The sequence below is a fragment of the Rothia sp. HSID18067 genome (assembly GCF_003989445.1).
In the GTDB taxonomy this organism is placed as follows: Bacteria; Actinomycetota; Actinomycetes; order Actinomycetales; family Micrococcaceae; genus Rothia; species Rothia aeria.
This window is the reverse complement of record NZ_RBMF01000004.1, coordinates 180,883-205,656: the sequence shown is the minus strand read 5'-3', so window position 1 is coordinate 205,656 and position 24,774 is coordinate 180,883. Positions and strand designations below refer to the sequence as shown.

Genomic DNA, 24,774 nt, shown 5'->3' with positions numbered 1-24,774 from the left:
AAATTTTAGAGTGTGGGCTGCGCGTTTCTCAACCCGCAGCCCACGGGATGAGAGCGGTGATTACTCGCCGCGGCTCTTCTGGATGATCTCGTCAGCGACGTTCTTGGGAACTTCACCGTAGCTGTCGAAGGCCATCGAGAACACTGCACGGCCCTGGGTCTTACCACGCAGGTCACCAATGTAGCCGAACATTTCGGTCAGCGGCACGAGAGCTTTCACGATCTTCACGCCGGATGCATCCTCCATGGAACGCACGTGACCACGACGGGAGTTCAGGTCGCCGATAACATCGCCCATGTACTCCTCGGGGGTACGTACCTCAACGTCCATGAGCGGTTCCAGCAGAACCGGGTTAGCGCGCTTAGCGCCTTCCTTGAACACCATGGAACCGGCGATCTTGAACGCCATTTCAGAGGAGTCAACATCGTGGTACGCACCGTCGATCAGGGTTGCTTTCACACCGACCATCGGGTAGCCAGCCAGGATACCGAACTTCATAGCGTCCTGGATACCGGCGTCAACAGAAGGAATGTACTCGCGAGGCACGCGACCACCGGTCACCTTGTCCTCAAACTCGTACAGTTCCTCGCCATCCAAGGGCAGCGGCTCGAAGGAAACCTGCACCTTTGCGAACTGACCGGAACCACCGGTCTGCTTCTTGTGGGTGTAGTCAACCTTCTCGACAGCCTTCTTAATGGTCTCGCGGTACGCCACCTGAGGCTTACCAACGTTAGCCTCAACCTTGAACTCACGCTTCATACGGTCAACAATGATGTCCAAGTGGAGCTCGCCCATACCACCGATTTCGGTCTGGCCGGTCTCTTCGTTCAGCGACACGGTGAAGGTGGGGTCCTCAGCGGAAAGCTTCTGGATAGCGGTCGACATCTTCTCCTGGTCACCCTTGGTCTTAGGCTCAATAGCCACGAAGATCACGGGGGCGGGGAAGGTCATCGACTCAAGCACAATCGGGTTTGCCGGATCGCACAGGGTATCACCAGTAGTGGTGTCCTTCAGACCAATCGCAGCATAGATGTGGCCTGCGGTGACTTCCTCAACAGGGTTCTCCTTGTTGGACTGCATCTGGAAGAGCTTGCCGAGGCGTTCCTTCTTACCCTTAGTAGAGTTAAGAACCTGCTGACCCTGGGCCGCGTGACCGGAGTACACACGGGTGTAGATGAGCTGACCGTAGAACGGGTGAGCTGCAACCTTGTAGGCCAGAGCCGCGAAAGGCTCATCAGCGGAAGCCTTACGGGTGAGCTTCTCTTCCTCATCCGAGGGGCTAGAGCCCTCCACAGCGGGCACATCCAGCGGGGAAGGCAGGTACTCGATCACGGCATCCAGCATGGGCTGAACACCACGGTTCTTGAAAGCAGAACCACAGAGCACGGGGAACGCCTCACCGTTAATGGTCAGCTGACGGATACCAGCTTTGAGCTCGTCAACGGTCAGTTCGCCCTCTTCGAGGTACTTCTCCATGAGCTCTTCGCTGGACTCAGCAACAGCCTCAACCATCTCGGCACGGTACTCTTCAGCCTTAGCCTGCAGGTCGGCGGGGATTTCCTGAACCTCGTAGGAGGCACCCATGGTCACGTCACCCTTAGAGTCACCGGGCCATACGTATGCCTTCATTTCGAGCAGGTCAACCACACCAACGAAGTCGCTCTCAGCACCAATGGGCAGCTGCAGAACGAGCGGCTTAGCGCCCAAGCGGTCGATAATGGTCTGAACAGTGAAGTAGAAGTCCGCGCCCATCTTGTCCATCTTATTGACGAAGCAGATGCGGGGAACGTCGTACTTATCAGCCTGACGCCACACGGTCTCAGACTGAGGCTCAACACCTTCCTTGCCGTCAAACACTGCTACCGCGCCGTCAAGCACGCGCAGCGAACGCTCCACCTCAACGGTGAAGTCAACGTGACCGGGGGTGTCGATAATGTTGATCTGGTTGTTTTTCCAGAAGCAGGTGATAGCTGCGGAGGTAATGGTAATACCTCGCTCCTGCTCCTGAGCCATCCAGTCCATAGTTGACGCGCCATCGTGAGTCTCACCGATCTTGTGGTTAATACCGGTGTAGAACAGGATGCGCTCAGTTGTGGTGGTCTTACCGGCGTCAATGTGCGCCATAATACCGATGTTGCGGACCTTGTTCAGGTCAGTGTACACATCATGTGCCACGTTTTTCTCCCTAAATGAGATACTCCGAAAGCCTGACGGAAAACCCGGCAGGCTCTAAACGGAGAATTACCAGCGGTAGTGAGCGAAGGCCTTGTTGGACTCGGCCATCTTGTGAGTGTCTTCGCGACGCTTCACAGCGGCACCGAGACCATTGGACGCATCCAGGATCTCGTTCATCAGACGCTCAGTCATGGTCTTCTCGCGGCGCTGCTTTGAGAAGCCAACAAGCCAGCGAAGAGCCAGAGCGGTGGAACGGCCGGGGCGAACCTCGACCGGAACCTGGTAGGTAGCGCCACCAACACGGCGGGAACGAACCTCAAGCGAGGGCTTGATGTTGTCCATAGCCTTCTTCAGGGTAACAACCGGATCAGAACCGGTCTTCTTCTCAACACCCTCAAGAGCACCGTATACGATGCGCTGGGCAACAGACTTCTTGCCGTCCAGCAGAACCTTGTTAATGAGCTGGGTGACCAGTGTCGAACCGTACACCGGATCGTTGACGAGGGGACGCTTGGGAGCGGGACCCTTACGAGGCATTACTTCTTCTCCTTCTTAGCGCCGTAGCGGGAGCGAGCCTGCCCGCGACCCTTAACACCCTGGGTATCCAGAGCGCCACGAACGATCTTGTAACGAACACCGGGGAGGTCTTTCACACGACCACCGCGAACGAGCACAATCGAGTGCTCCTGCAGGTTGTGACCTTCACCGGGAATGTATGCGGTAACCTCGACGCCGCCGTTGAGCTTGACACGAGCGACCTTACGCAGTGCCGAGTTCGGCTTCTTCGGGGTGGTGGTGTACACACGGGTGCACACGCCACGCTTCATGGGGTTGCCCTTCAGTGCGGGCGCCTTGGTCTTGACGACCTTGGGAGTCCGGCCCTTACGGACCAGCTGCTGAATAGTAGGCACGTTTTCTCCGTTGCATTGATGGGCTTATCTGTCTTCAAGCCCGCTAAACTGACTAGCTCCCGGCGCTTTCACCCCGGGCGCTCTCGGTTATAGAAGCCCGCACACACTAGCACCCCGCATGAGGTGATAAAGGGCGCGGGTTCTTGGCTCCCAGCGAATCACTTGCTACCTTACGACCGAGCTCGATTCGACCGGGGTTAGAAGTTTTTGGGCACACTTAAAAATGGCATTTAGGTGTCAGCACAAAAAGCAACACCAAAGGACGGTATCCATACTGCCATTGATTCGTTTGCCCGCGTGCCGGAATCTTCACGGCACCCGCGTAATAGCGGGCACCCCAGCACTGAGGCCAAGTACTTCGACATACGACTATACAGGTTAAAACCCGCTTAATCCAGCGGGTTTTACTGCCAAGAAGGCAACCACCGCTTTAAACCCTGTGTGATTACTCACCATCTTGGTGCGGGAGATGTTTCCACCCCGCAGGCGCATACCGTGTTTAAAGCCTCAGGAGGCGGCCCCGGCACAATGCCGAAGCCGCCTCCCTCAACTGCCCCAGTGGTTAGCACCAGAAGCAGACCGGATAGAACCTCAGGTGAGGCTACTCCATACCGCGACCGTACTCTTCCAAGGGAACCGCCATAAACCCGTTATTCGCATACGGGTACGGCTCGTCGCCCATCGGGCTAAAGACGCTCTGGTAACCGAATGCCTCCAGCGCGTTAAGCTGCTCCTGACGGGCCTGCGGGCTGGGCTCAACCTCAATATCGTTGTAGCGAGCCAAACCGGTACCGGCCGGAACCAGCTTACCGATAATGACGTTCTCCTTCAGGCCAAGCAGCGGGTCGGTCTTAGCCTCCATTGCGGCCTGAGTAAGCACGCGGGTGGTCTCCTGGAAGGATGCGGCAGAGAGCCAGGACTCGGTGGCCAGCGACGCCTTGGTAATACCCATCATCTCAGGGCGACCGGCGGCAGGTTTCTTACCCTCCGTCAGGGCCTTACGGTTAGCGCGCTGGAACACAATATTATCCACCAGCTCACCCGGAAGCAGCTCAGTATCGCCAGACTCAATGACGGTCACGCGACGCAGCATCTGACGCACAATAACCTCAACGTGCTTATCGTGAATCTCCACACCCTGAGACTTGTACACGCCCTGAACCTCGCTCACCAGGTGCTTCTGCGCCTCACGCGGGCCGCGAATACGCAGCACCTCCTTCGGATCCACCGAACCGGCGGCAAGCTGCTCGCCCACCTGCACGTGATCGCCATCCTGAAGCTTCGAAGCGGCACGGCGCAGCACCGTGTAAGACTGCGGATCAGAACCGTCATCCGGGGTCACCACAATCTTGTAGGAACGCTCCGTGTCCTCAATGCTCACCCGACCGGCAACCTCAGAAATAGGTGCCACACCCTTGGGGGTACGGGCCTCAAACAGCTCCTGGATACGAGGCAGACCCTGGGTAATGTCGTCAGCCGATGCCACACCACCGGTGTGGAAGGTACGCATGGTCAGCTGGGTACCGGGCTCACCAATAGACTGAGCCGCAATAATACCCACGGCCTCGCCAATATCGACCAGGGTGTTCGACGCCATCGAACGGCCATAGCACAGGGCGCACACGCCAATACCGGACTCACAGGTGAGCACCGAACGCACGCGCACATCCTTCACACCAGCCTTGAACAGCTTCTCAATCAGCACATCCGAGACATCCTCACCGGCGGCTGCAAGTACGCTGCCCTCAGCGTCCTTCACATCCACCGCAAGGGTGCGTCCGTGAATGGAGGTCTCAACATCCGGATGCAAGTTTGCCTCATCATCAATGAGCGGAAGCACCAGGCCGCGGCGGGTACCGCAGTCATGCTCACGCACAATCACATCCTGCGACACATCCACCAGACGACGGGTCAGGTAACCCGAGTTAGCGGTACGCAGCGCGGTATCGGCAAGACCCTTACGGGCACCGTGGGTTGCGATGAAGTACTCCAGCACCGACAGGCCCTCACGGTAGGAGGACTTAATCGGGCGGGGCATAATCTCGCCCTTCGGGTTCGACACCAGACCACGGATACCCGCAATCTGACGAACCTGCATCCAGTTACCACGTGCACCGGAAGTCACCATACGGTAAATGGTGTTCTGACCGCCATTAGCGCTCAAATTATCGCGCATCGCCTCAGCAACCTCATCAGTTGCCTGGGTCCAAATCTCGATCAGTTCCTCACGGCGCTCATCATCGCCAATGGTACCCATCTCAAAGTTCGCCTGGATAGCGGCTGCCTGCTGCTCATAGTTCTCCATGATCGCAGGTTTCATCGACGGGGTGGCAATATCAGAAACCGCCACGGTCACGCCCGAACGTGAAGCCCAGTAGAAGCCAGCGTTCTTCAGGTTATCCAGGGTGCGGGCCACGATATCCATCGGGTACTTCTCAGCAAGATCGTTAATGAGCTTGCCCAGCCCCTTCTTATCAGCAACACCAGAGAACCACGGGTAATCCTTCGGCAGAGTCTGGTTGAACAGGATCTGACCGACGGTGCACTCCAGCAGAATCGGGCCGCCCGAGGTGTAACCCTCAGGAGCTTCCCAGCCCTCAGGTGCCACGAACTCGTCACTGGCAAGACGCACCTTCACCTTGGTGTACAGCTCAATCTCGTGACGATCCATCGCCATCAGAGCCTCGGCAATCGACGAGAATGCGTGGCCCTCGTTCTTTTCACCCTCACGGGGAGTGGTCAGGTGGTACAGGCCAATGATCATATCCTGCGACGGAACAGCCACAGGGCGACCATCCGAAGGCTTCAAAATATTGTTCGAGGAGAGCATCAGGATGCGCGCCTCAGCCTGAGCCTCGGGCGAAAGCGGCAGGTGAACCGCCATCTGGTCACCGTCAAAGTCAGCGTTGAACGCGGAGCACACGAGCGGGTGCAGCTGAATAGCCTTACCCTCAACCAGCTTCGGCTCGAACGCCTGAATACCCAGACGGTGCAGGGTAGGTGCACGGTTCAGCAGCACAGGGTGCTCGGTAATGATCTCTTCGAGAACATCCCACACCTGCGGGCGGAAACGCTCCACCATACGCTTTGCACTCTTAATGTTCTGTGCGTGCGAAAGCTCCACCAGGCGCTTCATGACGAAGGGCTTGAACAGCTCCAGCGCCATCTGCTTCGGCAGACCACACTGATGCATTTCCAACTGCGGACCAACCACAATCACGGAACGGCCAGAGTAGTCCACGCGCTTACCAAGCAGGTTCTGACGGAAACGCCCCTGCTTACCCTTGAGCATATCGGAGAGCGACTTCAACGGGCGGTTACCGGGGCCGGTCACGGGGCGACCGCGACGACCGTTATCGAAGAGCGAATCCACAGCTTCCTGCAGCATGCGCTTCTCGTTATTCACGATAATCTCGGGGGCGCCAAGCTCCAGCAGGCGCTTGAGGCGGTTATTACGGTTAATCACACGACGGTACAGGTCGTTCAGGTCAGAAGTTGCGAAACGGCCACCATCGAGCTGAACCATCGGGCGCAGCTCCGGCGGGATAACCGGAACAACATCCAGCACCATACCCAGCGGGGAGTTATTGGTGGTCAAAAACGCGTTAACAACTTTCAGACGCTTCAGCGCGCGGGTCTTCTTCTGGCCCTTGCCGTTCTGGATGACCTCCTTCAGCGCCTCGGCTTCGGCCTCAAGGTCGAAATCTTCCAGGCGCTTCTTAATAGCTTCAGCACCCATTGCGCCCTCAAAGTACACGCCGTACTTATCAACCATTGAGCGGTACAGCGCCTCATCGCCTTCAAGGTCAGCGACCTTCAGGTTCTTAAAGCGGTCCCACACCTTCTCCAGGTGCTCAATCTCGCGGTCAGCGCGCTTACGGGCCGAAGCCATCTGACGTTCAGCGTTCTCACGCAGCTTACGCTTCTCAGCAGCCTTGCCGCCGTCAGCCTCAATACGCGCCAGCTCCTGCTCAACCTCGCGGGAAATAGCGGCAATATCGGCGTCGCGCTGGGTCTCCAGGGCCTTCTTATCGCGGTCATGTGCGGCCTGCAGGTTCGGCAGGTCCTCATGGCGGGAGGCCTCATCCACGCTCGTAATCATGTACGCGGCGAAGTAGATGACCTTCTCCAGGTCCTTCGGAGCCAGATCCAGCAGGTACCCCAGGCGGGAGGGAACGCCCTTGAAGTACCAGATGTGGGTGACGGGGGCAGCCAGCTCAATGTGGCCCATACGCTCACGGCGCACCTTTGAGCGGGTCACCTCAACACCGCAACGCTCACAAATGATGCCCTTAAAACGTACGCGCTTGTACTTGCCGCAGTAGCATTCCCAGTCCTTAGTAGGGCCAAAAATGCGCTCGTCGAACAGGCCCTCCTTCTCGGGCTTGAGGGTACGGTAGTTGATGGTCTCGGGCTTCTTAACCTCGCCGTAAGACCAGCGACGAATATCGTCGGCGGTGGCAAGGCCAATTCGCATCAAACCAAGCGAAGATTCGTTGGACATATCGGTCCTAATCTCTTTCTGTAGTTTACGAAGACTTCGGTTTAGCGGGCGGGGCAACCGCAGCGGCGCCCCACCCTAGAAGGAAGGCGGATTATGCCTCGTCCACAGAGCTGGGCTCTGCGTGGGTGAGGCTCACGCCCATATCTTCTGCTGCCCGGAAGCCTTCTTCCTCCGAGTCGCTCATCTCAATGGTCTTCCCGTCGGTAGAGAGCACCTCAACGTTCAGACACAGGGACTGCATTTCCTTAATAAGAACCTTGAAGGATTCGGGGATGCCCGGTTCGGGGATGTTCTCGCCCTTAACGATTGCCTCGTATACCTTCACACGACCAGCCACATCGTCAGACTTGACGGTCAAGATTTCCTGCAGGGTGTAGGCGGCGCCGTACGCTTCCAGCGCCCACACTTCCATCTCTCCGAAACGCTGACCACCGAACTGGGCCTTACCACCCAGCGGCTGCTGCGTAATCATCGAGTACGGGCCGGTGGAGCGGGCGTGAATCTTATCGTCCACCAAGTGGTGCAGCTTCAGGATGTACTGGTACCCCACCGAGATCGGGTCAGGGAACGGCTCACCTGAACGACCATCAATCAGACGGGCCTTGCCGGAGCGGTTAATCAGGCGGTCACCATCACGGTTCGGGTTTGCGTGGTCCATGAGGTCAAACAGCTCGTCCTCATGAGCGCCGTCAAACACGGGGGTTGCCAGGCGGGTGGGGCCGGACTCCTTCGGGAAGTTCGGCATATTCTTCAACCAGGCCGGGTCGCCCTCAATCTTCCAGCCCTGCTTGGCCAGCCAGCCGGTGTGAACCTCAAGCACCTGCCCAATGTTCATACGGCCGGGCACACCCAGCGGGTTCAGGATGACGTCCACGGGGGTACCGTCTTCCAGGAAGGGCATATCCTCAATCGGCAGGATCTTGGAAATAACACCCTTGTTGCCGTGGCGGCCCGCGAGCTTGTCACCATCGGTGATCTTACGCTTCTGCGCCACGTACACGCGCACCAGCTGGTTCACGCCCGGGGGCAGATCGTCTTCGTCGTCGCTTTCGCGGTCGAAGATACGAACACCGATCACAGTACCGGATTCGCCGTGAGGAACCTTCAGGGAGGTATCGCGCACCTCGCGGGACTTCTCACCAAAGATCGCGCGCAGCAGGCGCTCCTCCGGGGTCAGGTCAGTCTCGCCCTTGGGGGTGACCTTACCGACCAGAATGTCGCCAGCCTCAACTTCGGCACCAATGTGGATCACACCGCGCTCATCCAGCGCGGACAGGGCCTCATCCGAGACGTTGGGGATATCGCGGGTGATTTCCTCAGGCCCGAGCTTGGTGTCGCGGGCATCGATCTCGTGCTCCTCAATGTGGATGGAGGTCAGCACATCCTCGGAAACCATGCGCTGGGAGAGGATAATCGCATCCTCATAGTTCAGGCCCTCCCACGGCATGTATGCCACGAGCAGGTTCTTGCCCAGAGCGAGCTCGCCACGGTCGGTGGAGGGGCCGTCCGCAATAACGTCACGCTCTTCCACACGCTGACCGGCCTTGACCACAACACGCTGGTTGTAGCAGTTGCCAGGGTTCGAGCGGGAGAACTTCATGATCGGGTACGAGCTGCTGGTGCCGTCATCATTACGGACCATCACCAGGTCAGCCGAGACCTCAGAGACTACACCAGCTTTCTTCGCCAGCACGGAGTCACCGGAGTCAAGCGCAGCGTACTTCTCCATGCCGGTACCCACCACGGGAGCCTCAGACTCCAGCAGCGGCACAGCCTGACGCTGCATGTTCGCGCCCATCAACGCGCGGTTCGCGTCGTCGTGCTCAAGGTAAGGGATCAGGGCGGTTGCCACCGACACCATCTGGCGCGGGGAAACGTCCATGTACTGCACGTCAGTCGGTGCTACCAACACGGCCTCACCGGAACCATCGCCTGCACGGCAGAGAACCTCGTCCTCAGCGAAGGTGCGGTCAGCGGTCAGCGGGGCGTTTGCCTGCGCAATAATGACGCTCTTCTCGTCATCAGCAGTCAAATAACGAACCTTGTCGGTGACCTTGCCGTCTTCAACCACGCGGTAGGGGGTCTCAATAAAACCGTAAGAGTTAATGCGGCCATAGGTTGCCAACGAACCGATCAGACCAATGTTCGGGCCTTCAGGGGTCTCAATGGGGCACATACGGCCGTAGTGTGAGGGGTGCACGTCGCGCACTTCCATGCCCGCGCGGTCGCGGGAAAGACCGCCGGGGCCCAGCGCCGACAGGCGACGCTTGTGGGTTAGCCCAGCCAGCGGGTTGTTCTGGTCCATGAACTGCGACAGCTGTGACGTACCGAAGAACTCCTTAATGGCCGCCACTACGGGGCGGATGTTCACCAAGGACTGCGGGGTAATCGCGTCCACATCCTGGGTGGTCATGCGCTCACGCACCACACGCTCCATGCGGGAAAGACCGGTGCGGATCTGGTTCTCAATCAGCTCACCCACGGTACGGATACGGCGGTTCCCGAAATGGTCGATGTCGTCCACATCAACCTTCAGGTCGATCTCCTCACCGCCGCGTGAACCCTTAATGGTGGGCTCACCAGCGTGCAGGGCGCACAGGTAATGAATCATCTGTGCAATATCGTCCTGGCTCAGCACCGACGCTTCATCCGAGTCTAGGGGCACCTCCACGCCGAGCTTGCGGTTCACCTTGTACCGGCCAACCTTCGCCAAATCGTAGCGGCGCGGGGTGAAGTACATGTTGTCAAGCAGTGCCTGGGCTGCCTCGACTGTGGGGGGCTCACCCGGGCGGAGCTTGCGGTAAATATCGAGCAGGGCCTCGTCCCGGGTTGAGACGGAGTCCTTCTCTAGGGTTGCACGGATCGAGTCGTACTGGCCGAACTCTGAAAGAATCTTCGACTCGCTCCACCCCAGGGCCTTCAGCAGCACGGTCACGGACTGTTTACGCTTACGGTCCAGGCGCACACCCACCTGATCGCGCTTGTCAATCTCAAGCTCGAACCAGGCGCCGCGTGAAGGAATCACACGTGCCGAGTAGATGTCTTTATCTGAGGTGCGGTCCGGGGCTTTCTCAAAGTAAGCACCGGGCGAGCGCACCAGCTGCGAAACGACCACACGTTCGGTACCGTTAATAACGAAAGTACCGGATTCGGTCATGAGCGGGAAGTCGCCCATGAACAGGGTCTGCTGCTTAACCTCGCCCGTGGCGTGGTTAATGAACTCAGCTTTGACATAGAGCGGAGCGGCATAGGTGGCGTCACGGTCTTTGCATTCTTCAACCGTGTACTTGGGGTCCGCGAACTCCGGGTCGGAGAAGGAGAGCTGCATGGTCTCCTGAAAGTCCTTAATCGGGGAGATTTCTTCAAAAATCTCGGCAAGACCGGACTTACGCGGAACGGAGGTATCGCCAGCAGCTTCAGCTGCTTCAAGGCGAGCCAGCCACCCGGCGTTACCGACAAGGCGGTCAAAACTATCGGTCTGGATAGCCAGCAGGTTAGGAACCTTCAACGGTTCGTTAATTTTTGCGAATGAAATACGGCGGTCGGTGTTACCCGCACCGTTAGCGGCGTCATGGTTAGAGGTGCTCGAAGCGACCAAGATGGGGATCCTTCCACAGACATGTCTGTTAGCAATCAGCCTCCCGGCAACGTTACCGAAAACACAGACTTCGGGCCGCAGATACGGTGCACGAAGCTACAGATGTCGAACGGGGAAACGTCACCTTCAAGCCTGTGCCCACCGCTATATGAAGGCACTCAGGTTAGGGGAAAGCGTAAATATTAACGATACACCATTGTTTGAGGATTGTCTACCACACCCCGTGGGATGATGCAAGCGCCGGTTCGCAAGAACTTGTGATGCCCCTTGTGAAAGCTTCAATAGTATGCCCGCAATAATTTAATCACCGGCTTTTGGAACCGCTCATGAGAGTCTCTCCCCTGCCCCGGCTGGACTTCATGCTTCCTAGTGCCCGTAGTCAAAAATAGTGCCGTCAGGGTTGGTGTACGACTCAACCGCCATACCCACTTTCACCAGTTTCACACCGTCCTGGTACACCATTATCATGCCATGTTCAATATCCCACTCAGTCTCGGCTTCCACCACAATCAGCAGGCTGTTATTGTCCCAGGCAACCGTGCACCGATCCCAGATAGGGCCCACCAGGCTCCACACCTGAGATTCAGGAATATCCGGCAAGTATTGTTCCCAGCCGTACTCATCCGCCATATCAAAATACATGCGGTAGAACTGGTGCACATACGGGGTTGCCTGAGCAAAAATATCGGCATCGGGTAAGCGGAAGTTATCAATCGCGGCACGAATACGCTGCCACCCGGCGGAGTCAAGAGTCTGCAGATCGAACCTAAACGTTACTGCATTCTTCTTGAGCGCAGGCACATCCACCGGGTCGCTCACATAGAGCTCTTTATCGGTATCGTAGGTGAAGTTTATACTCTCAGGTTCAGGAGTGCTCTCAGGTTTCATCGCCGCCGCTTTCCTTCTGTATGAACTCTCATTATTTCATCGCCGCGCCCCGTTCCGGTCTTTTTAGCGAACGTGTTCTTGAATCGTTGCCTCCAGTTCTTCAAGAAACCGTGCGGTGGGCGGAGCGGGCTCTTCTTCCGACATAACACTTATCGGTGGGTGCGGGGGAAGACCTGGAATATGATGCACCCGCACTGCTGTTCCCTGTTTCTCAACGATAGACTGCGCGATTATGGCGCATCCCAGGTTTGCCGCAACCATCTCGCGGATGCTGTCCGGACTGTGCGTCTCAAAATCCACTCGCGGTTCGACTCTGATTACGCCGAATGCCTCGTTCAGCAGGTGGCGCAGACCGCTATCTGAGGGTAAGCAGACAAATGGCTCATGCGCCACATCAGCCAGTGTACTTACATGACCCCTGCCAGCAAGCGGCGTGATAAGTACCAACCGTTCACTCGTAATTTCGGTTCGCTGCCATCCCTGACGTTCATCGGCAGCACCTGCAGGCCCGATCACCACATCAACCTGACCCGCTTCTAACTTACCTAGCAGTTCTGCAATAAGCCCGGTAGACAATGAAATCGTCACCTGTGGGTACCGTGCACGAAATCGACTCAGCAGACCAGCAACATCAAAATTACCGGTGAGTGGCGTGACGGCCACACGCACATGACCCGCTGAAACTGAGCGGAAAGATTGCATCAGCCGCTTGCCTTCTTCAAGGTTCGCCAACGCAAGCCGAGCATAGGGTAAAAATTGTTCCCCGGCAGCACTGAGGGTCACAGTTCGGGAGCGGTTCAACAGCGTGACCCCTAACTCCTTCTCCAGCCTTTTGACGTGTGCGGAAATAGCAGGCTGTGCCAGATGCAGGTCAGCAGCAGCTTTGGTGAACCCGCCGCACCGCACGACTGCCTCAAAGGATTCCAGGTAGCGTAGTTCCATCTATCCATAATAAAACGTTATGGATTCTATAAAAACCTTGTCTTAGACATATAGAAGCGTGGGTGGAAAAATTTTTCATATGACATTACATCAACATACAGATAGTCCAGCCACCCGGAACCTCGGAGCTCTGATGACCTCAGCCTTAGGCTTTGGCTGCATGGGTCTGTCTCAGGGGTACGGGCCTGCTGATGATACCGAGTCCGTCGCGGCCATTCATGCTGCTCTTGATACTGGGGTTACGCTGCTTGATACAGCAATAAGCTATGGCCAGGGCCATAACGAGGCGCTGGTAGGTCGCGCCATAGCATCCAGTGGCGTACCCCGCGACAATCTGCAGATCGCAACTAAATTCGGAATTGTGCGGGGCGATCACGGTGTCCACCTGGATGCCCACCCGGACCGCATTGCAGGTTACTGTGACGAGTCGCTGCGTCGCCTCGGAACTGAAACGATTGACCTGTACTACCTGCACCGTGTAGACCCGCAGGTGCCGATCGAAGAGTCAATTGGTGCGATGAGCGAGCTGGTGTCTCGGGGGAAAGTACGCCATCTTGGAGTGTCTGAGGTGACAGCTGACCAGTTGCGCCGTGCCCACGCTATTCATCCGATTGCCGCCGTGCAATTCGAATGGTCGCTCATGTGGCGTGAACCTGAGGTAAATATTGTGCCAGCGGCACGCCAGCTGGGTGTGGGCCTAGTCCCCTATAGCCCTCTGGGCCGCGGGTTGCTTGGCGGAAGTCTCAACACCACCAGTGTTGCAGAAAGCCCCTTCCGTGCGAATGACCCGCGGTTTAACGGTTCCAGCCTCACTGCTAATATGCACCAAGTTGATGCCCTCGCCTCGTTCGCGCAATCCCGCTCCATGACCGTGGCCCAGCTGGCTCTGGCGTGGCTTCTTGCGCAGGGCAACGATGTTGTTCCTATCCCCGGAACACGCAATGCACAGAGGGCACAGGAAAATGCCGCGGCTATGCGCTACCACCTAGAGGCAGAAGATTTAGCCGCTTTAGAGAGCGTGGTACCTGCAAATGGTTGGGTGGGAGACCGCCAGTCCTTCGCTGTACCGGTTACCACCCGGCCATCACTCTAACCGTCGGCGCAAGGCCCTACCTTGAGACACACCTGCTCGCCCTGAATGCTCCTGCAGCTTCGGGCGAGCATCGTTATCAAAAAATCATAGGAGACAGGGGGCAGCAGAGCCATACTGGGCGGGCGCACCTAACACCCGGTAGCTAGCACTCCACCACATTCAGTGCGAGACCGCCCATGGAAGTCTCCTTATACCGGTGTGACATGTCCATGCCGGTTTGGCGCATGGTCTCAATCACCTGATCCAGCGATACCCGGTGCACCCCGTCCCCTCGCAGGGCCATGCGCGCCGCCGTCACCGCATTCGATGCGGCCATAGCGTTCCGCTCAATGCACGGGATCTGCACCAGCCCGCCCACGGGGTCGCAGGTCAGCCCCAGGTTATGCTCCATCGCGATCTCGGCGGCATTCTCAATCTGCTCATTCGTGCCGCCCAGCACCTGCGCCAGCCCAGCCGCCGCCATTGACGAGGCGGTACCGACCTCACCCTGGCACCCGACCTCAGCCCCCGAGATGGAGGCCCGTTTCTTATACAGCGCACCGATTGAGGCAGCCGCCAGGAAGAACTTAACCACCGCGTCCTCACGCGCAGCCTGGCCACAGTGGCGAATCCCCGGGGTGTAATTCATGGCGTAGTGCAGCACCGCCGGAATAATACCTGAGGCGCCGTTCGTTGGGGCCGTCACCACGCGCCCGCCGAAGGCGTTCTCCTCATTCACGGCAAGCGCGATCAGGTTCACCCAGTCCGTGGCGAATTCCGCTGACTTCTCGGGGTCCTCCACCATAAGGTCACGGTGCCAAGCCCCCGCACGGCACCGCACCTTAAGCGGCCCCGGCAGGTACCCTACACGTGACAGCGAAGACCCAATGCACTCTTTCATGACCTGCCGAATGCCCAGAATACCGGCGCGTACTTCCTGCTTGGACCGGACGGAACACTCATTCGCCATTTTCAGTTCGGCAATACTCAGCCCGGCGTCATTCGCCAGCTGCAGCAGCTCGGCACCGGAGCCAAACGGATAAGGCGGGTTCGACAGGGACGCCCCTCCCGTGGCCTCCTCATCACCCTCAACAACGAACCCGCCACCAATTGAGAAGTAGGTGCGCTCCGCCAGTATCTGCTCACCAGCAAACGCAGTGATTTTCATGCCGTTCGTGTGGCGTGGCAACACCGTGAGCGGGCGCAGGGTCATCTCGGCTTCACGGTAGTTCAGCACCGGCCCGTACACTTTCCCGTCCTCCCCGCCGGGGGCTCCCCCCGTGTAGGCCCGCGACGGGTACCCGGCAAGCGGCAAGGTGCCATCTACACTATTGCGCTGCATCATCGCTTCGGCATCAGCAATGCAGATGGTTTCGGGGACGAACCCGCAGAGTCCTTTCAAAGCCGCGCTCATGGTGCCGTGCCCAGCCCCGGTTGCCGCAAGGGAACCGTAAAGATCAACGTGGATACGGCTCACACTATCCAGCAGGTTCGCGTCGATCAGCTCGGCAATAAAACGGTTGGAGGCGCGCATCGGCCCCACTGTGTGCGAACTTGAGGGGCCCACCCCCACACTGAACAGCTCAAAGACACTAATGTCATACTCCAGTGCCTCCGCTTTTTTCTGCACGGCGCTGGGTATGCTGGCGGTGCTGGGGTTCCGGTCGTCATCGGGCGCACCAATGTTAAGAGCCATAGTTCACTAAACTTTCTGATTTTTTCCCGGCACGACATTGCACCGCAACAGTGTTCTCACCCAGCCCCGGGTTCTGGGGTAAGGCGGCGAAACGCTACAGTATCTGCGGTATGAGCGGAGCCGCCGAGCAGGTATCAACAGCAGACGTTTCCCATCCTATCCCACCGGGTACCAACCTTAAAACTAAGGGTGGGTTACCCCGCACTCGTGCCCGCCCGCTAAGTGTTCGTTCACCCAAGACACCACAAGCAGAGGACACACACGAAAACCGGGGTGCCGCTCCCCCACCGCTGTGAGGAACCAGCACCCCGGCCGGATCCGTGCGCAAACCCTACCGGCCGCGCGGGCGGCTACACTGTGAGCAGCCGCCGCTTGTTGCTACTTCTCGCGCTTGTAGAACGGCAGCGGAACCACATCAAACGTTGCGCGCTTGCCGCGAATATCCACGTCCACCTCGGTGCCGACCTCGGAAAATTCGCGCTTCACCAAGGCCATTGCCACCGGGTAACCCAGGGTCGGCGAGGGAATACCGGAGGTGACCTCACCAATCTGGTTGCCCTCGGCATCAACAAGGAACGAACCCGCACGTGCCGGACGCTTCGCCTGTGCCTTCAGACCCACCAGGATGCGCTCCGACGGGGACTTCGCCAGCTCGGCCAGGGCGGCACGGCCCACGAAGTCAACGGCCTTCTTCTCCAAGGCGATCTCAACCAGGCGGCCCAAGCCAGACTCGAACGGGGTAATATCCAGGCCCAGCTCGTGGCCGTAAAGCGGCATACCAGCCTCAAGGCGCAGGGAATCACGGGAAGCCAAACCAGCAGGGGTCAGCCCGAACGGCTCACCTGCGGCGGCGAGAGCCTCCCACAGTTTCACGGCATCAGCGTTCGGCACGAACAGCTCGAAACCGTCCTCGCCGGTGTAGCCGGTGCGTGCCAGCAGCACGTCCACCCCGGCGATGGTAACCGGCACAGAAGCGTAGTATTTGACCTCACGCACCGCGTCCTCATCGGAAGCACCAGCGGCCAGCAGAATCTCCTCAGCACGCGGACCCTGCACAGCAACCAGGGAGGTTTCCTCAGACTCATTGACGAACTTCACATCAAAATCGCCCAGGCGCTCACTCATGGCAGCGAAATCGTTATCAATATTGGCGGCATTGGGCACCACCAGGAACTCCTCGTCACCCAGACGGTAGGTGATGAGGTCGTCAATAACACCGCCCTTATCGTTCACCAGGATCGAGTACTTGGCGCGGCCAGGCTTCAAGACAGACATGTTGGAAACCAGCGCGTAGTCAAGGAACGCTGCGGCGTCCGGCCCGCTCACACGGAACTCGCCCATATGGGAGAGATCAAAGATACCGGCGCGGGTGCGCACAGCCTCATGCTCGGCAACATCGTTAGCGTACTTGAGCGGCATATCCCAGCCACCGAAGTCGGTGAACGAGGCGCCCAGTTTTTCGTGGACGGGGTACAGGGCGGTTTTCTTGGGTGACATATTATCTCCTTACTACACTGCTTCGTGTAAAAACTAGTGCAAGAACAATCGTTCTGCTATAAGTGTGGTTGGTGCGCTGGGGTACGCCCCGCTCCCCTGCCCTCCTGCGTCTGGGGAGGGCGAAACGGGGCGCCCCTGAACCGGTGCTACCGGCCGAAAACCCTACTGGGCTTCAAGGTCGAATGCCTCCATCGGCGGGCATTCGCAAACGAAGTGGCGGTCACCACCGGCACCATCAATACGGCCCACCGGGGTGAAGTATTTATTCAGACGCAAAGACTTCACCGGGTACGCCGCCTGCGAGCGGGTGTAGGGGCGGTCCCACTCGTCAGCAGAGACGACCTCCACAGTGTGCGGGGCATTACGAAGCACCGAATCCTCCAGTGCGACCTTGCCGTCTGCGACCTCAAGAATCTCGTCGTAGATGGTCTCCATCGCCTCAACGAAACGGTCGAGTTCCTCCTTCGACTCCGACTCGGTCGGCTCCATCATCAGGGTGCCCGGAACCGGGAACGCCAGGGTGGGGGCATGGAAGCCGAAGTCCATCAGGCGCTTGCACACGTCCTCAGCGGTCACATGCGAACGGTCGGTCAGCTCACGCACATCCAAGATGCACTCGTGACCCACCAGCCCACCCGGGCCGGTGTACAGTACGGGGAACTTATCGTTCAGTTTCTTCGCAACATAGTTGGCGTTCAGTACCGCATATGCGGAAGAGCTCTTCAGACCCTCAGCGCCGCTCATCGCAATATACATCCAGCTGATCGGCAGCACCCCGGCCGAGCCGAAGAACGCCTGCGCAATCGGAAGCGCCGCGCCTTCAGGCAGGTTACCTTCAGCGTCAGCGGTGTAGGCATCACCGGGCAGGTACTTCACCAGGTGCTCCCGCACCGCCAACGGGCCCACGCCGGGGCCGCCGCCGCCGTGCGGGATGGAGAAGGTCTTGTGCAGGTTCAGGTGGGAGACGTCGCCGCCGAACTTACCGGGCTGCGCAAAGCCCATCTGTGCGTTCAGGTTAGCGCCATCCACATACACCTGCCCGCCCGCAGCGTGCACCAGCTCGCACACCTGGGCCACCTGCTCCTCAAACACGCCGTGCGTGGAGGGGTAGGTGATCATAATGCCTGCGATCGCATCGCCGTACTTCTCAATCTTCGCCTTCAAATCCTCAACATCGATCGAGCCGTCGGATGCGGTTGCCACACCCGCAACCTTAAGCCCAGCCAATGCGGCGGATGCGGCATTCGTGCCGTGTGCAGAGAGCGGAATGAGCACAGTATTGCGCTGATGGTCACCATTAGCCTCGTGGTAGGAGCGGATGGCACGCAGACCGGCGTACTCGCCCGACGCGCCTGAGTTCGGCTGCAGCGACACCGCATCGTACCCGGTGATAGCCACCAGCCAGTCAGAAAGCTCGCGGATGAGCTCATGCCAGCCCTGGGCCTGATCAGCCGGTGCCAGCGGGTGAACGCCCGCGAATTCAGGCCACGAGATGGGCTCCATCTCGGCCGCAGCGTTCAGCTTCATGGTGCACGAACCCAGCGGAATCATCGTCCGATCCAGCGCCAAGTCCTTATCCGAGAGGCGGCGCAGGTAACGCATCATCTCAGTTTCGGAGCGGTACTTGTGGAAGATGGGGTGCTGCATGTAGTCGTCGGTGCGCAGCAGTGCATCCGGGATACCAAACGCAGGGTCAGCCTCAGCGGACAGCTCCCCGCCGAGGGCCTTCACAAGGCGCCCCAGCACGGCATCATCATGCGACTCACCCACCGAAATACCCACGCGGTTAGCGTCGAAACGGCGAATATTAACACCGGCGTTTAATGCCTTAGCCACCAGCTCATCAGCCGCGCCGGGTGCTTCGACAACAACGGTGTCGAAGAAGTTCTTGTGCGCAATACCGTAACCAGCCTTCTGCAGGGCAGTGGCCACACGTGCCGCATTCGTGTGCAGGCGTTCAGCAATAGCGCGCAGCCCCTCGGGGCCGTGGTACATGGCGTAAGCACCGGCAACAATCGCCAGCAGAGCTTGGGCGGTACAGATATTACTGGTGGCCTTCTCACGGCGGATGTGCTGCTCGCGGGTCTGCAGTGCCAACCGGTACGCAGGTTTACCTGAAGAGTCCTGCGAAACACCCACCAGACGGCCCGGCAGGGTACGTTCCATACCCTTATGAACCGCCATGTACGCGGCGTGCGGGCCGCCGAAGAAGAACGGCAAACCAAAGCGCTGGGTGTTGCCCACCGCAACATCGGCACCCAACTCACCCGGGGACTTCAACAGGGTCAAAGCCAGCAGGTCGGCGACCACGGTCACCAGGGCCTTACGTTCTTTAGCGGCCTTAATAAGCGGCTCAATATCGCGCAGCTGGCCATCCTGGGCGGGGTACGCGAAGACCACACCGTACAGGTCGCCCTCAGGCAGCCCATCCGAGAAGTCGGTGATTACAAACGGGATGTCGAGCATCTGCGCACGACCACGCACCACCGAAATCACCTGCGGCAGGCAGCGTGAGTCAATGGCGAAGAAACCGTTCTTCACCTTACGGTTAGCGCGGTGCATCATCACAACCGCTTCAGCAACCGCGGTCGCCTCATCCAGCAGGGAGGCGTTGGCGATCTCAAGACCGGTCAGTTCCATGACCGTGTTCTGGAAATTCAGCAGAGCCTCCAGGCGGCCCTGCGAAATTTCAGCCTGATACGGGGTGTATGAGGTGTAAAACCCGGGATTCTCAAGAATATTACGGCGAAGCACAGCGGGGGTTACGGCATCATAGTAGCCGGCACCAATCATCTGTGCGTACACCTTATTCTTAGCGGCATACCCAGCGATCTTAGCCAGTGCATCCTGCTCAGTCAGCGGCTCCGGCAAAGGCAGATCGGCACGAAGACGAATCTGTTCGGGGACGACGGCGTCCATCAGAGCCCCTAGGGAGTCATACCCCAGGGTGCTGAGCATCTGCTCAGCGTCTGCGGAACGGGGGCCGAGATGACGGTCAATGAAAGACATATATCTATCTCCTAATCGGCGCAAACCGTTAGCGGTTCACAACGGTGCTGTTGTGTATAACAGTACTAATTTTCCCACAATGTGGGCTTAAACTTCTAGCTGTCTATGCCCTGTGACACGCATATTATGGGGGCTTACCGGCACATATATATGCACAGGTTAGGGCGCGTCAAGAGACTTCTTGCCGCCGCGCACTATGAGCGTCATCCCCACACCGACGGCCGCGGTCAGGGCCAAGAGCATCAACCCGTTAAAGTAGCTGTTTGCGGCGGCATTATAGGTTGCGCCCATCACCAGCGGCGGGAAGAACCCGCCCAGCCCACCGGCGGCACCAATAATTCCAGACGCGATGCCCACCTTATCGGCTGGAATAGCACGGCCAACCCAGCCAAATACGCTGCCGCACCCAAGCCCCAGCAGCACCGCCATCATCAAGAACAGCGGGCCATACACATGCTCCCCTTCCGGCTGGAAGGCCACCGAGGCCCCCAACGCCACGGTTCCGCCCATACCTATCAGGGTCACCAAGCGCGGCCCCACCCGGTCGGCCAGTATCCCGCCGAGAGGACGAGCCGCCACCGCAGCAACCGCGAAGCCAGAGGCACGCATCCCCGCCTCAATCAGGTTCTTCTCGTACACGTTCGTAAGGAACGTGGGCAGGTAGTTTGAAAACGCCACAAAGGCGCCGAAGAAAATCGAGTACAAAAAGCACAGCTGCCACGTTTCTTTAACACGGGAGGCCGCCAAAAGTTTAGGGATTATCGGCTCCGTAGAACGAGTGAACTGCGGGGAATCACGCAGAACCGTAAAACATACGGCCGCCATCACCAGGCACAGGGCGGCCAGCAGAATATGGGTGGGCCAGTACCCCAGCTGCCTGTGCAAAATCGGGGTCACAAACGCCGAAACGGCGGTACCCACGGTACTCACCCCATAAATACCGGTCGCGAACCCCTTCTTCGAGGCACCGTACCAAGCTGCACTGAACGGGATACCCACCGCGAACACGGTACCGGCAATACCAAGAAGGAAGCTAAACACCAGCATCAGCCCGAACGATTTCATGGAACCCGCCAGCGCCACCAGCAGCGTTAATGGGGCGCTGAGCGCCATAACAGCGGTGAGCATCACGCGCCCGCCGTACTTATCGGTGAGCGCCCCAGCAGGGATACGCCCTACCGCCCCCACCAGTACAGGCATAGCAATCAGTAAGCTGGAGCCTCCCTCATCCAGATGCATTTGCTCTGGGGAGGAATAGAATTTGGCGAGCGGGCTAATAACGCTCCAGGCCCAGTACGCAAAAATGGAGGCGAACGTTGCCACCAGCAGGTTACGCAGCTGCCCTTTCTTCAGGTCAGCATGTTTCACTTCAGAAGCTTCCATGGTTCCTCGTTGGTGTATCGGTGTTGCGTTGTCTACTAAAACCCACACTGAATATATGCATATTTTATACGAAATTTATGGGTTATTGTGACTGTTGCCCCATCAATTTGTTGTTTTACGAGTTAAAACCCACAGAAAAAAGCTCTGGTCGTTCCCCACCAGGGTGGGGAACGACCAGAGCCGTGGAACAAACAGTTGAGTGAAAAACTCAGCTACTGTTTCGCAACAACCTAAGCCTTATGATGCTCCGGCTTGCCTCCGTGCTTGACGAAGAATGCCGAGGCGAAGGCCAAGGCCGCGGTTACAGCCAACAGGGTTAGGCCAACGAAGTAGTTACGATGTGCAGCATCGTAGGTTGCGCCCATCACCAGCGGCGGGAAGAACCCGCCCAAAGCACCAGCAGCAGCGATCACACCAGAGACCGCACCCATGTTCTTCGGGTCAGCCGCGCGGCCAACCCAGCCGAAGACCGAGCCGGAGCCCAAGCCCAGCAGAGCTGCCATCGCCAAGAAGATGGGGCCATAAACGTGCTCGGCGTCCGGCTGGAATGCGGTAACCAACGCCAAAGTCGATACGCCGCCCAACGCAATGAAGGTAATGATCTTCGGGCCGAACTTGTCAGCCAAGATACCACCGAAGGGACGAGCGACCACGGCAGCCGCCGCGAAGCCTGCGGCACGAGCACCAGCAGCTTCAGCGTCGAAGTTGTAAATATTGTTCAGGTAGGTCGGCAGGTAGTTCGAGAACGCCACGAAGCCGCCGAACACCACAGAATAAAGGAAGCACAGCTGCCAGGTGGACTTCACCTTGAACGCCCGAATGATCTTCGGCATCAGCGGGGTAACCTCGCGGTTAGCGGTCGCCGGTGAATCACGCAGGAACAGGAATGAGACCACAGCGGTCACTGCGCACAGGCCAGCGATCATGTAGTGGGTGTTCATGTAGCCCACGAGAGACAGCAGACGCGGAGTGAAGAAGGCCGACAGTGCGGTACCGACCATGCCTGCACCGAACACACCGGTTGCGAAACCTTTACGTGCGGGCGGGTACCAAGCGGAGCTGAACGGAATACCAACCGCGAACACGGTACCGGCAATACCGAGCAGGAACGAGAAGACCAGCATCAGGGGGAAGGACTTCATCGAACCGGCAAGACCGACTAGGAGCACCAGCGGGGTGCTCACAGCAAGCACCAGGCTCATCATGATGCGCCCGCCGTACTTATCGGTCAGACCACCGATCGGGATACGCCCGACTGCACCAATAAAGATCGGCATGGCAACCAGCAAACCGGTGGTGCCCGGGTTTAGGTTCATCTGTTCCGGTTTAGCGTAGTACTTAGCTAACGGACCGACGATTGTCCACGCCCAGAACCCGACGGTCGAGGCGAAGGTAATCAGCAGCAGATTAAACAGCTGACCTTTTTTCAGGTCGTAACTCTCAGCAGCGGGAGCGCTCATGTTTCCTCATTATGATTGTGTGTTTACTTATCGGCGGAAGACATCTTCACGGTCATGAGTACCGATCGGATCCCAACCACGGCGTGCGCCCACACGCTCCCCACCGCGGGAACGGTAGATGGTGTACGGGCGGAACAGGTAGTGCAGCGGCATAGTCAGCGCGTGCACCAGGCGAGTGAACGGCCAGATGATGAACAGCACCATGGCCGCAATAATATGAATCTTGAAGGATAGCGGCACGTTGACCATCAGTGCCACCTCCGGGTGGAAGTAGAAGATGGAACGGAACCATACCGCGATGGAGGTGCGGTAGTTGAACTCCACTTCGTGCCCGTTCACCGGCGGCAGGCCGCCGGAAGGATTAATTGCCGAGAACAGGGTCGCGGCGGTACCGGCCAGAATCACGGCCACCAGCACGAAGTACATGAATTTATCGTTCGCAGTGGTTGCGGTGAACACCTGGGCGTTATTGCGGCGGCGCCACAGCAGCAGTGCCAAACCGGCAATGGTGGCTAGAGCGGCAGCCGAGCCGCCCACCAATGCAACAATGTGGTAGGTGTGATCATCCACCACATAATCCGTGAGCATCTTCGGCACCACAAGACCGCCCACGTGTCCCATGAACACGGCGGCTAGGCCGTAGTGGAACAAGGGCGAACCCAAACGCAGCATCTTCGATTCGTAAATCTGCGAAGAACGTGTGGTCCAGCTGAACTGATCGGTGCGGTAACGCCAAATGGTGCCACCGATCAGGATAAGAATGGTGACGTAGGGAAGCACGCCCCACAGGAGGATATCAACAATCCCCGGCTCGCCAACAGGCACAGGCACCCCATGGGCTGCATGCTCAGATGCGAGTGCGTACACGATGTACTCCTATCGAGGGGTTTAAGGGTTATTAGGATTAGCTTGGGCGATGCGGGGGTCGGCGTACCCGGAAAGACCAACGGTCTCAACGGGCGGTCCGTACCCTGCCATCTGCTGCACCTGCTCCTGGGTCTCGGGAGAGACGCCCGGCAGGGTGCCGCAGATACTGTGCAAAAGCCCATAGTGGGGCAGGTTTCCGTCTTTCAGGGACAGACGCAGAAGCTCCAAAGAAGGGCGGTACGCCTGTAACGCGGCACGCCCTTTTGTACGATCCACAAGAGCGGCGAATTCCAGCACCAGCGGCAGGTAGTCGGGCAGTTCCCCATTGAGCTGAGTAAACATTCCCGAGTCGCGGTACATCTGCTTAAACTTGAGCAGGGTCTCACCGCGGCGGCGGGTGTCGCCATCCGTCCAATAGGAAAGGTGCAGAGCGTGGCGGCGGGAAAGGTCATACTCCTGCACGTACTCGCTCTGAACATCTTCCAAATCTTGTGCGGTCATCCAGTTAGCGACGGTCTGCACGGCCTGGGTGAACTCGTCATCCTCAGTGGCCTGCGCCAAGCGGATAAGTTCGGGAAGGGTTTGCACTAGCTCCTCGCTGGGGTAACCCAAGAGCATGCCGCTGACCTGGTAGATGACCGAATCCCGATCCTGCCCGGGACCGAAGTCCCGGTCAAAAGGGTCGATGTTATCCTGCGCGGGGTGCGCCGGATCCGAGGTTTTATCCTCGGACCCGGCTGTACCCATGAGCCTGGAGAAGAAACCAGCCACT

General features: G+C 58.4%; 15 protein-coding genes. 1 reads left to right on the top strand and 14 read right to left on the bottom strand.

All coding sequences use genetic code 11. The annotated features are described in order from the left end of the window. Positions 1-60: 60 nt before the first annotated feature. From fusA to D8M23_RS11125, 7 genes are all read right to left on the bottom strand, one after another. Positions 61-2,175, bottom strand: a complete 2,115-nt coding sequence (fusA, locus tag D8M23_RS11155; RefSeq protein WP_126854813.1) for an elongation factor G — start codon at positions 2,173-2,175, stop codon at positions 61-63. A gap of 66 nt (positions 2,176-2,241) precedes the next feature. Further along, entirely contained in the window at positions 2,242-2,712 is a 471-nt protein-coding gene (rpsG, locus tag D8M23_RS11150; protein WP_006887788.1) for a 30S ribosomal protein S7, read from the bottom strand. Further along, a complete protein-coding gene (gene rpsL, locus D8M23_RS11145) occupies positions 2,712-3,086 on the bottom strand; it encodes a 30S ribosomal protein S12 (protein WP_005504939.1) in 375 nt (124 codons plus the stop codon). Before rpsL ends, rpsG begins: the two co-directional genes overlap by 1 nt. 601 nt (positions 3,087-3,687) lie before the next feature. Then, positions 3,688-7,590 carry a DNA-directed RNA polymerase subunit beta' gene (locus D8M23_RS11140; RefSeq protein WP_126854812.1) on the bottom strand — a complete coding sequence of 1,301 codons (3,903 nt, stop codon included), beginning with the start codon at positions 7,588-7,590 and terminating at the stop codon, positions 3,688-3,690. A 91-nt stretch (positions 7,591-7,681) separates the two neighbouring features. Further along, a complete protein-coding gene (gene rpoB, locus D8M23_RS11135) occupies positions 7,682-11,188 on the bottom strand; it encodes a DNA-directed RNA polymerase subunit beta (RefSeq protein WP_126854811.1) in 3,507 nt (1,168 codons plus the stop codon). Between the two features lie 366 nt (positions 11,189-11,554). Further along, positions 11,555-12,076 carry a DUF6985 domain-containing protein gene (locus D8M23_RS11130; RefSeq protein ID WP_126854810.1) on the bottom strand — a complete coding sequence of 174 codons (522 nt, stop codon included), beginning with the start codon at positions 12,074-12,076 and terminating at the stop codon, positions 11,555-11,557. A gap of 63 nt (positions 12,077-12,139) precedes the next feature. Then, the gene (locus tag D8M23_RS11125; protein ID WP_126854809.1) at positions 12,140-13,018 is read right to left on the bottom strand and encodes a LysR family transcriptional regulator; all 879 of its coding nucleotides are present in this window, start codon (positions 13,016-13,018) and stop codon (positions 12,140-12,142) included. A gap of 79 nt (positions 13,019-13,097) precedes the next feature. Here D8M23_RS11125 and D8M23_RS11120 point away from each other — a divergent pair, with 79 nt between their 5' ends. Further along, complete coding sequence (locus D8M23_RS11120) at positions 13,098-14,111, top strand: aldo/keto reductase (protein WP_126854808.1); 1,014 nt, start codon at positions 13,098-13,100, stop codon at positions 14,109-14,111. A 142-nt stretch (positions 14,112-14,253) separates the two neighbouring features. On the opposite strand, the gene D8M23_RS11115 is transcribed toward D8M23_RS11120, so the two are convergent. The 7 genes from D8M23_RS11115 to narJ all read right to left on the bottom strand — a co-directional run bounded on the left by D8M23_RS11115 (position 14,254) and on the right by narJ (position 24,773). Beyond that, positions 14,254-15,786: an L-serine ammonia-lyase gene (locus tag D8M23_RS11115; RefSeq protein WP_126854807.1), complete on the bottom strand. Its 1,533-nt coding sequence runs from the start codon at positions 15,784-15,786 to the stop codon at positions 14,254-14,256. 378 nt (positions 15,787-16,164) lie between these two features. Continuing rightward, on the bottom strand, positions 16,165-17,283 hold the full coding sequence (gcvT, locus tag D8M23_RS11110; RefSeq protein WP_126500406.1) for a glycine cleavage system aminomethyltransferase GcvT: 1,119 nt from the start codon (positions 17,281-17,283) through the stop codon (positions 16,165-16,167). Between the two features lie 162 nt (positions 17,284-17,445). Then, positions 17,446-20,292 (bottom strand): aminomethyl-transferring glycine dehydrogenase, encoded by a 2,847-nt coding sequence (gene gcvP / locus D8M23_RS11105; protein ID WP_126854806.1) that lies wholly within the window; start codon positions 20,290-20,292, stop codon positions 17,446-17,448. A gap of 159 nt (positions 20,293-20,451) precedes the next feature. Next, entirely contained in the window at positions 20,452-21,675 is a 1,224-nt protein-coding gene (locus tag D8M23_RS11100; RefSeq protein ID WP_126854805.1) for an MFS transporter, read from the bottom strand. Between the two features lie 230 nt (positions 21,676-21,905). After that, complete coding sequence (locus tag D8M23_RS11095; protein ID WP_126854804.1) at positions 21,906-23,135, bottom strand: MFS transporter; 1,230 nt, start codon at positions 23,133-23,135, stop codon at positions 21,906-21,908. Positions 23,136-23,162: 27 nt separating this feature from the next. Continuing rightward, complete coding sequence (gene narI / locus D8M23_RS11090) at positions 23,163-24,002, bottom strand: respiratory nitrate reductase subunit gamma (RefSeq protein WP_006887776.1); 840 nt, start codon at positions 24,000-24,002, stop codon at positions 23,163-23,165. 21 nt (positions 24,003-24,023) lie between these two features. Continuing rightward, the gene (gene narJ, locus D8M23_RS11085; protein ID WP_006887766.1) at positions 24,024-24,773 is read right to left on the bottom strand and encodes a nitrate reductase molybdenum cofactor assembly chaperone; all 750 of its coding nucleotides are present in this window, start codon (positions 24,771-24,773) and stop codon (positions 24,024-24,026) included. Position 24,774: the final 1 nt, after the last annotated feature.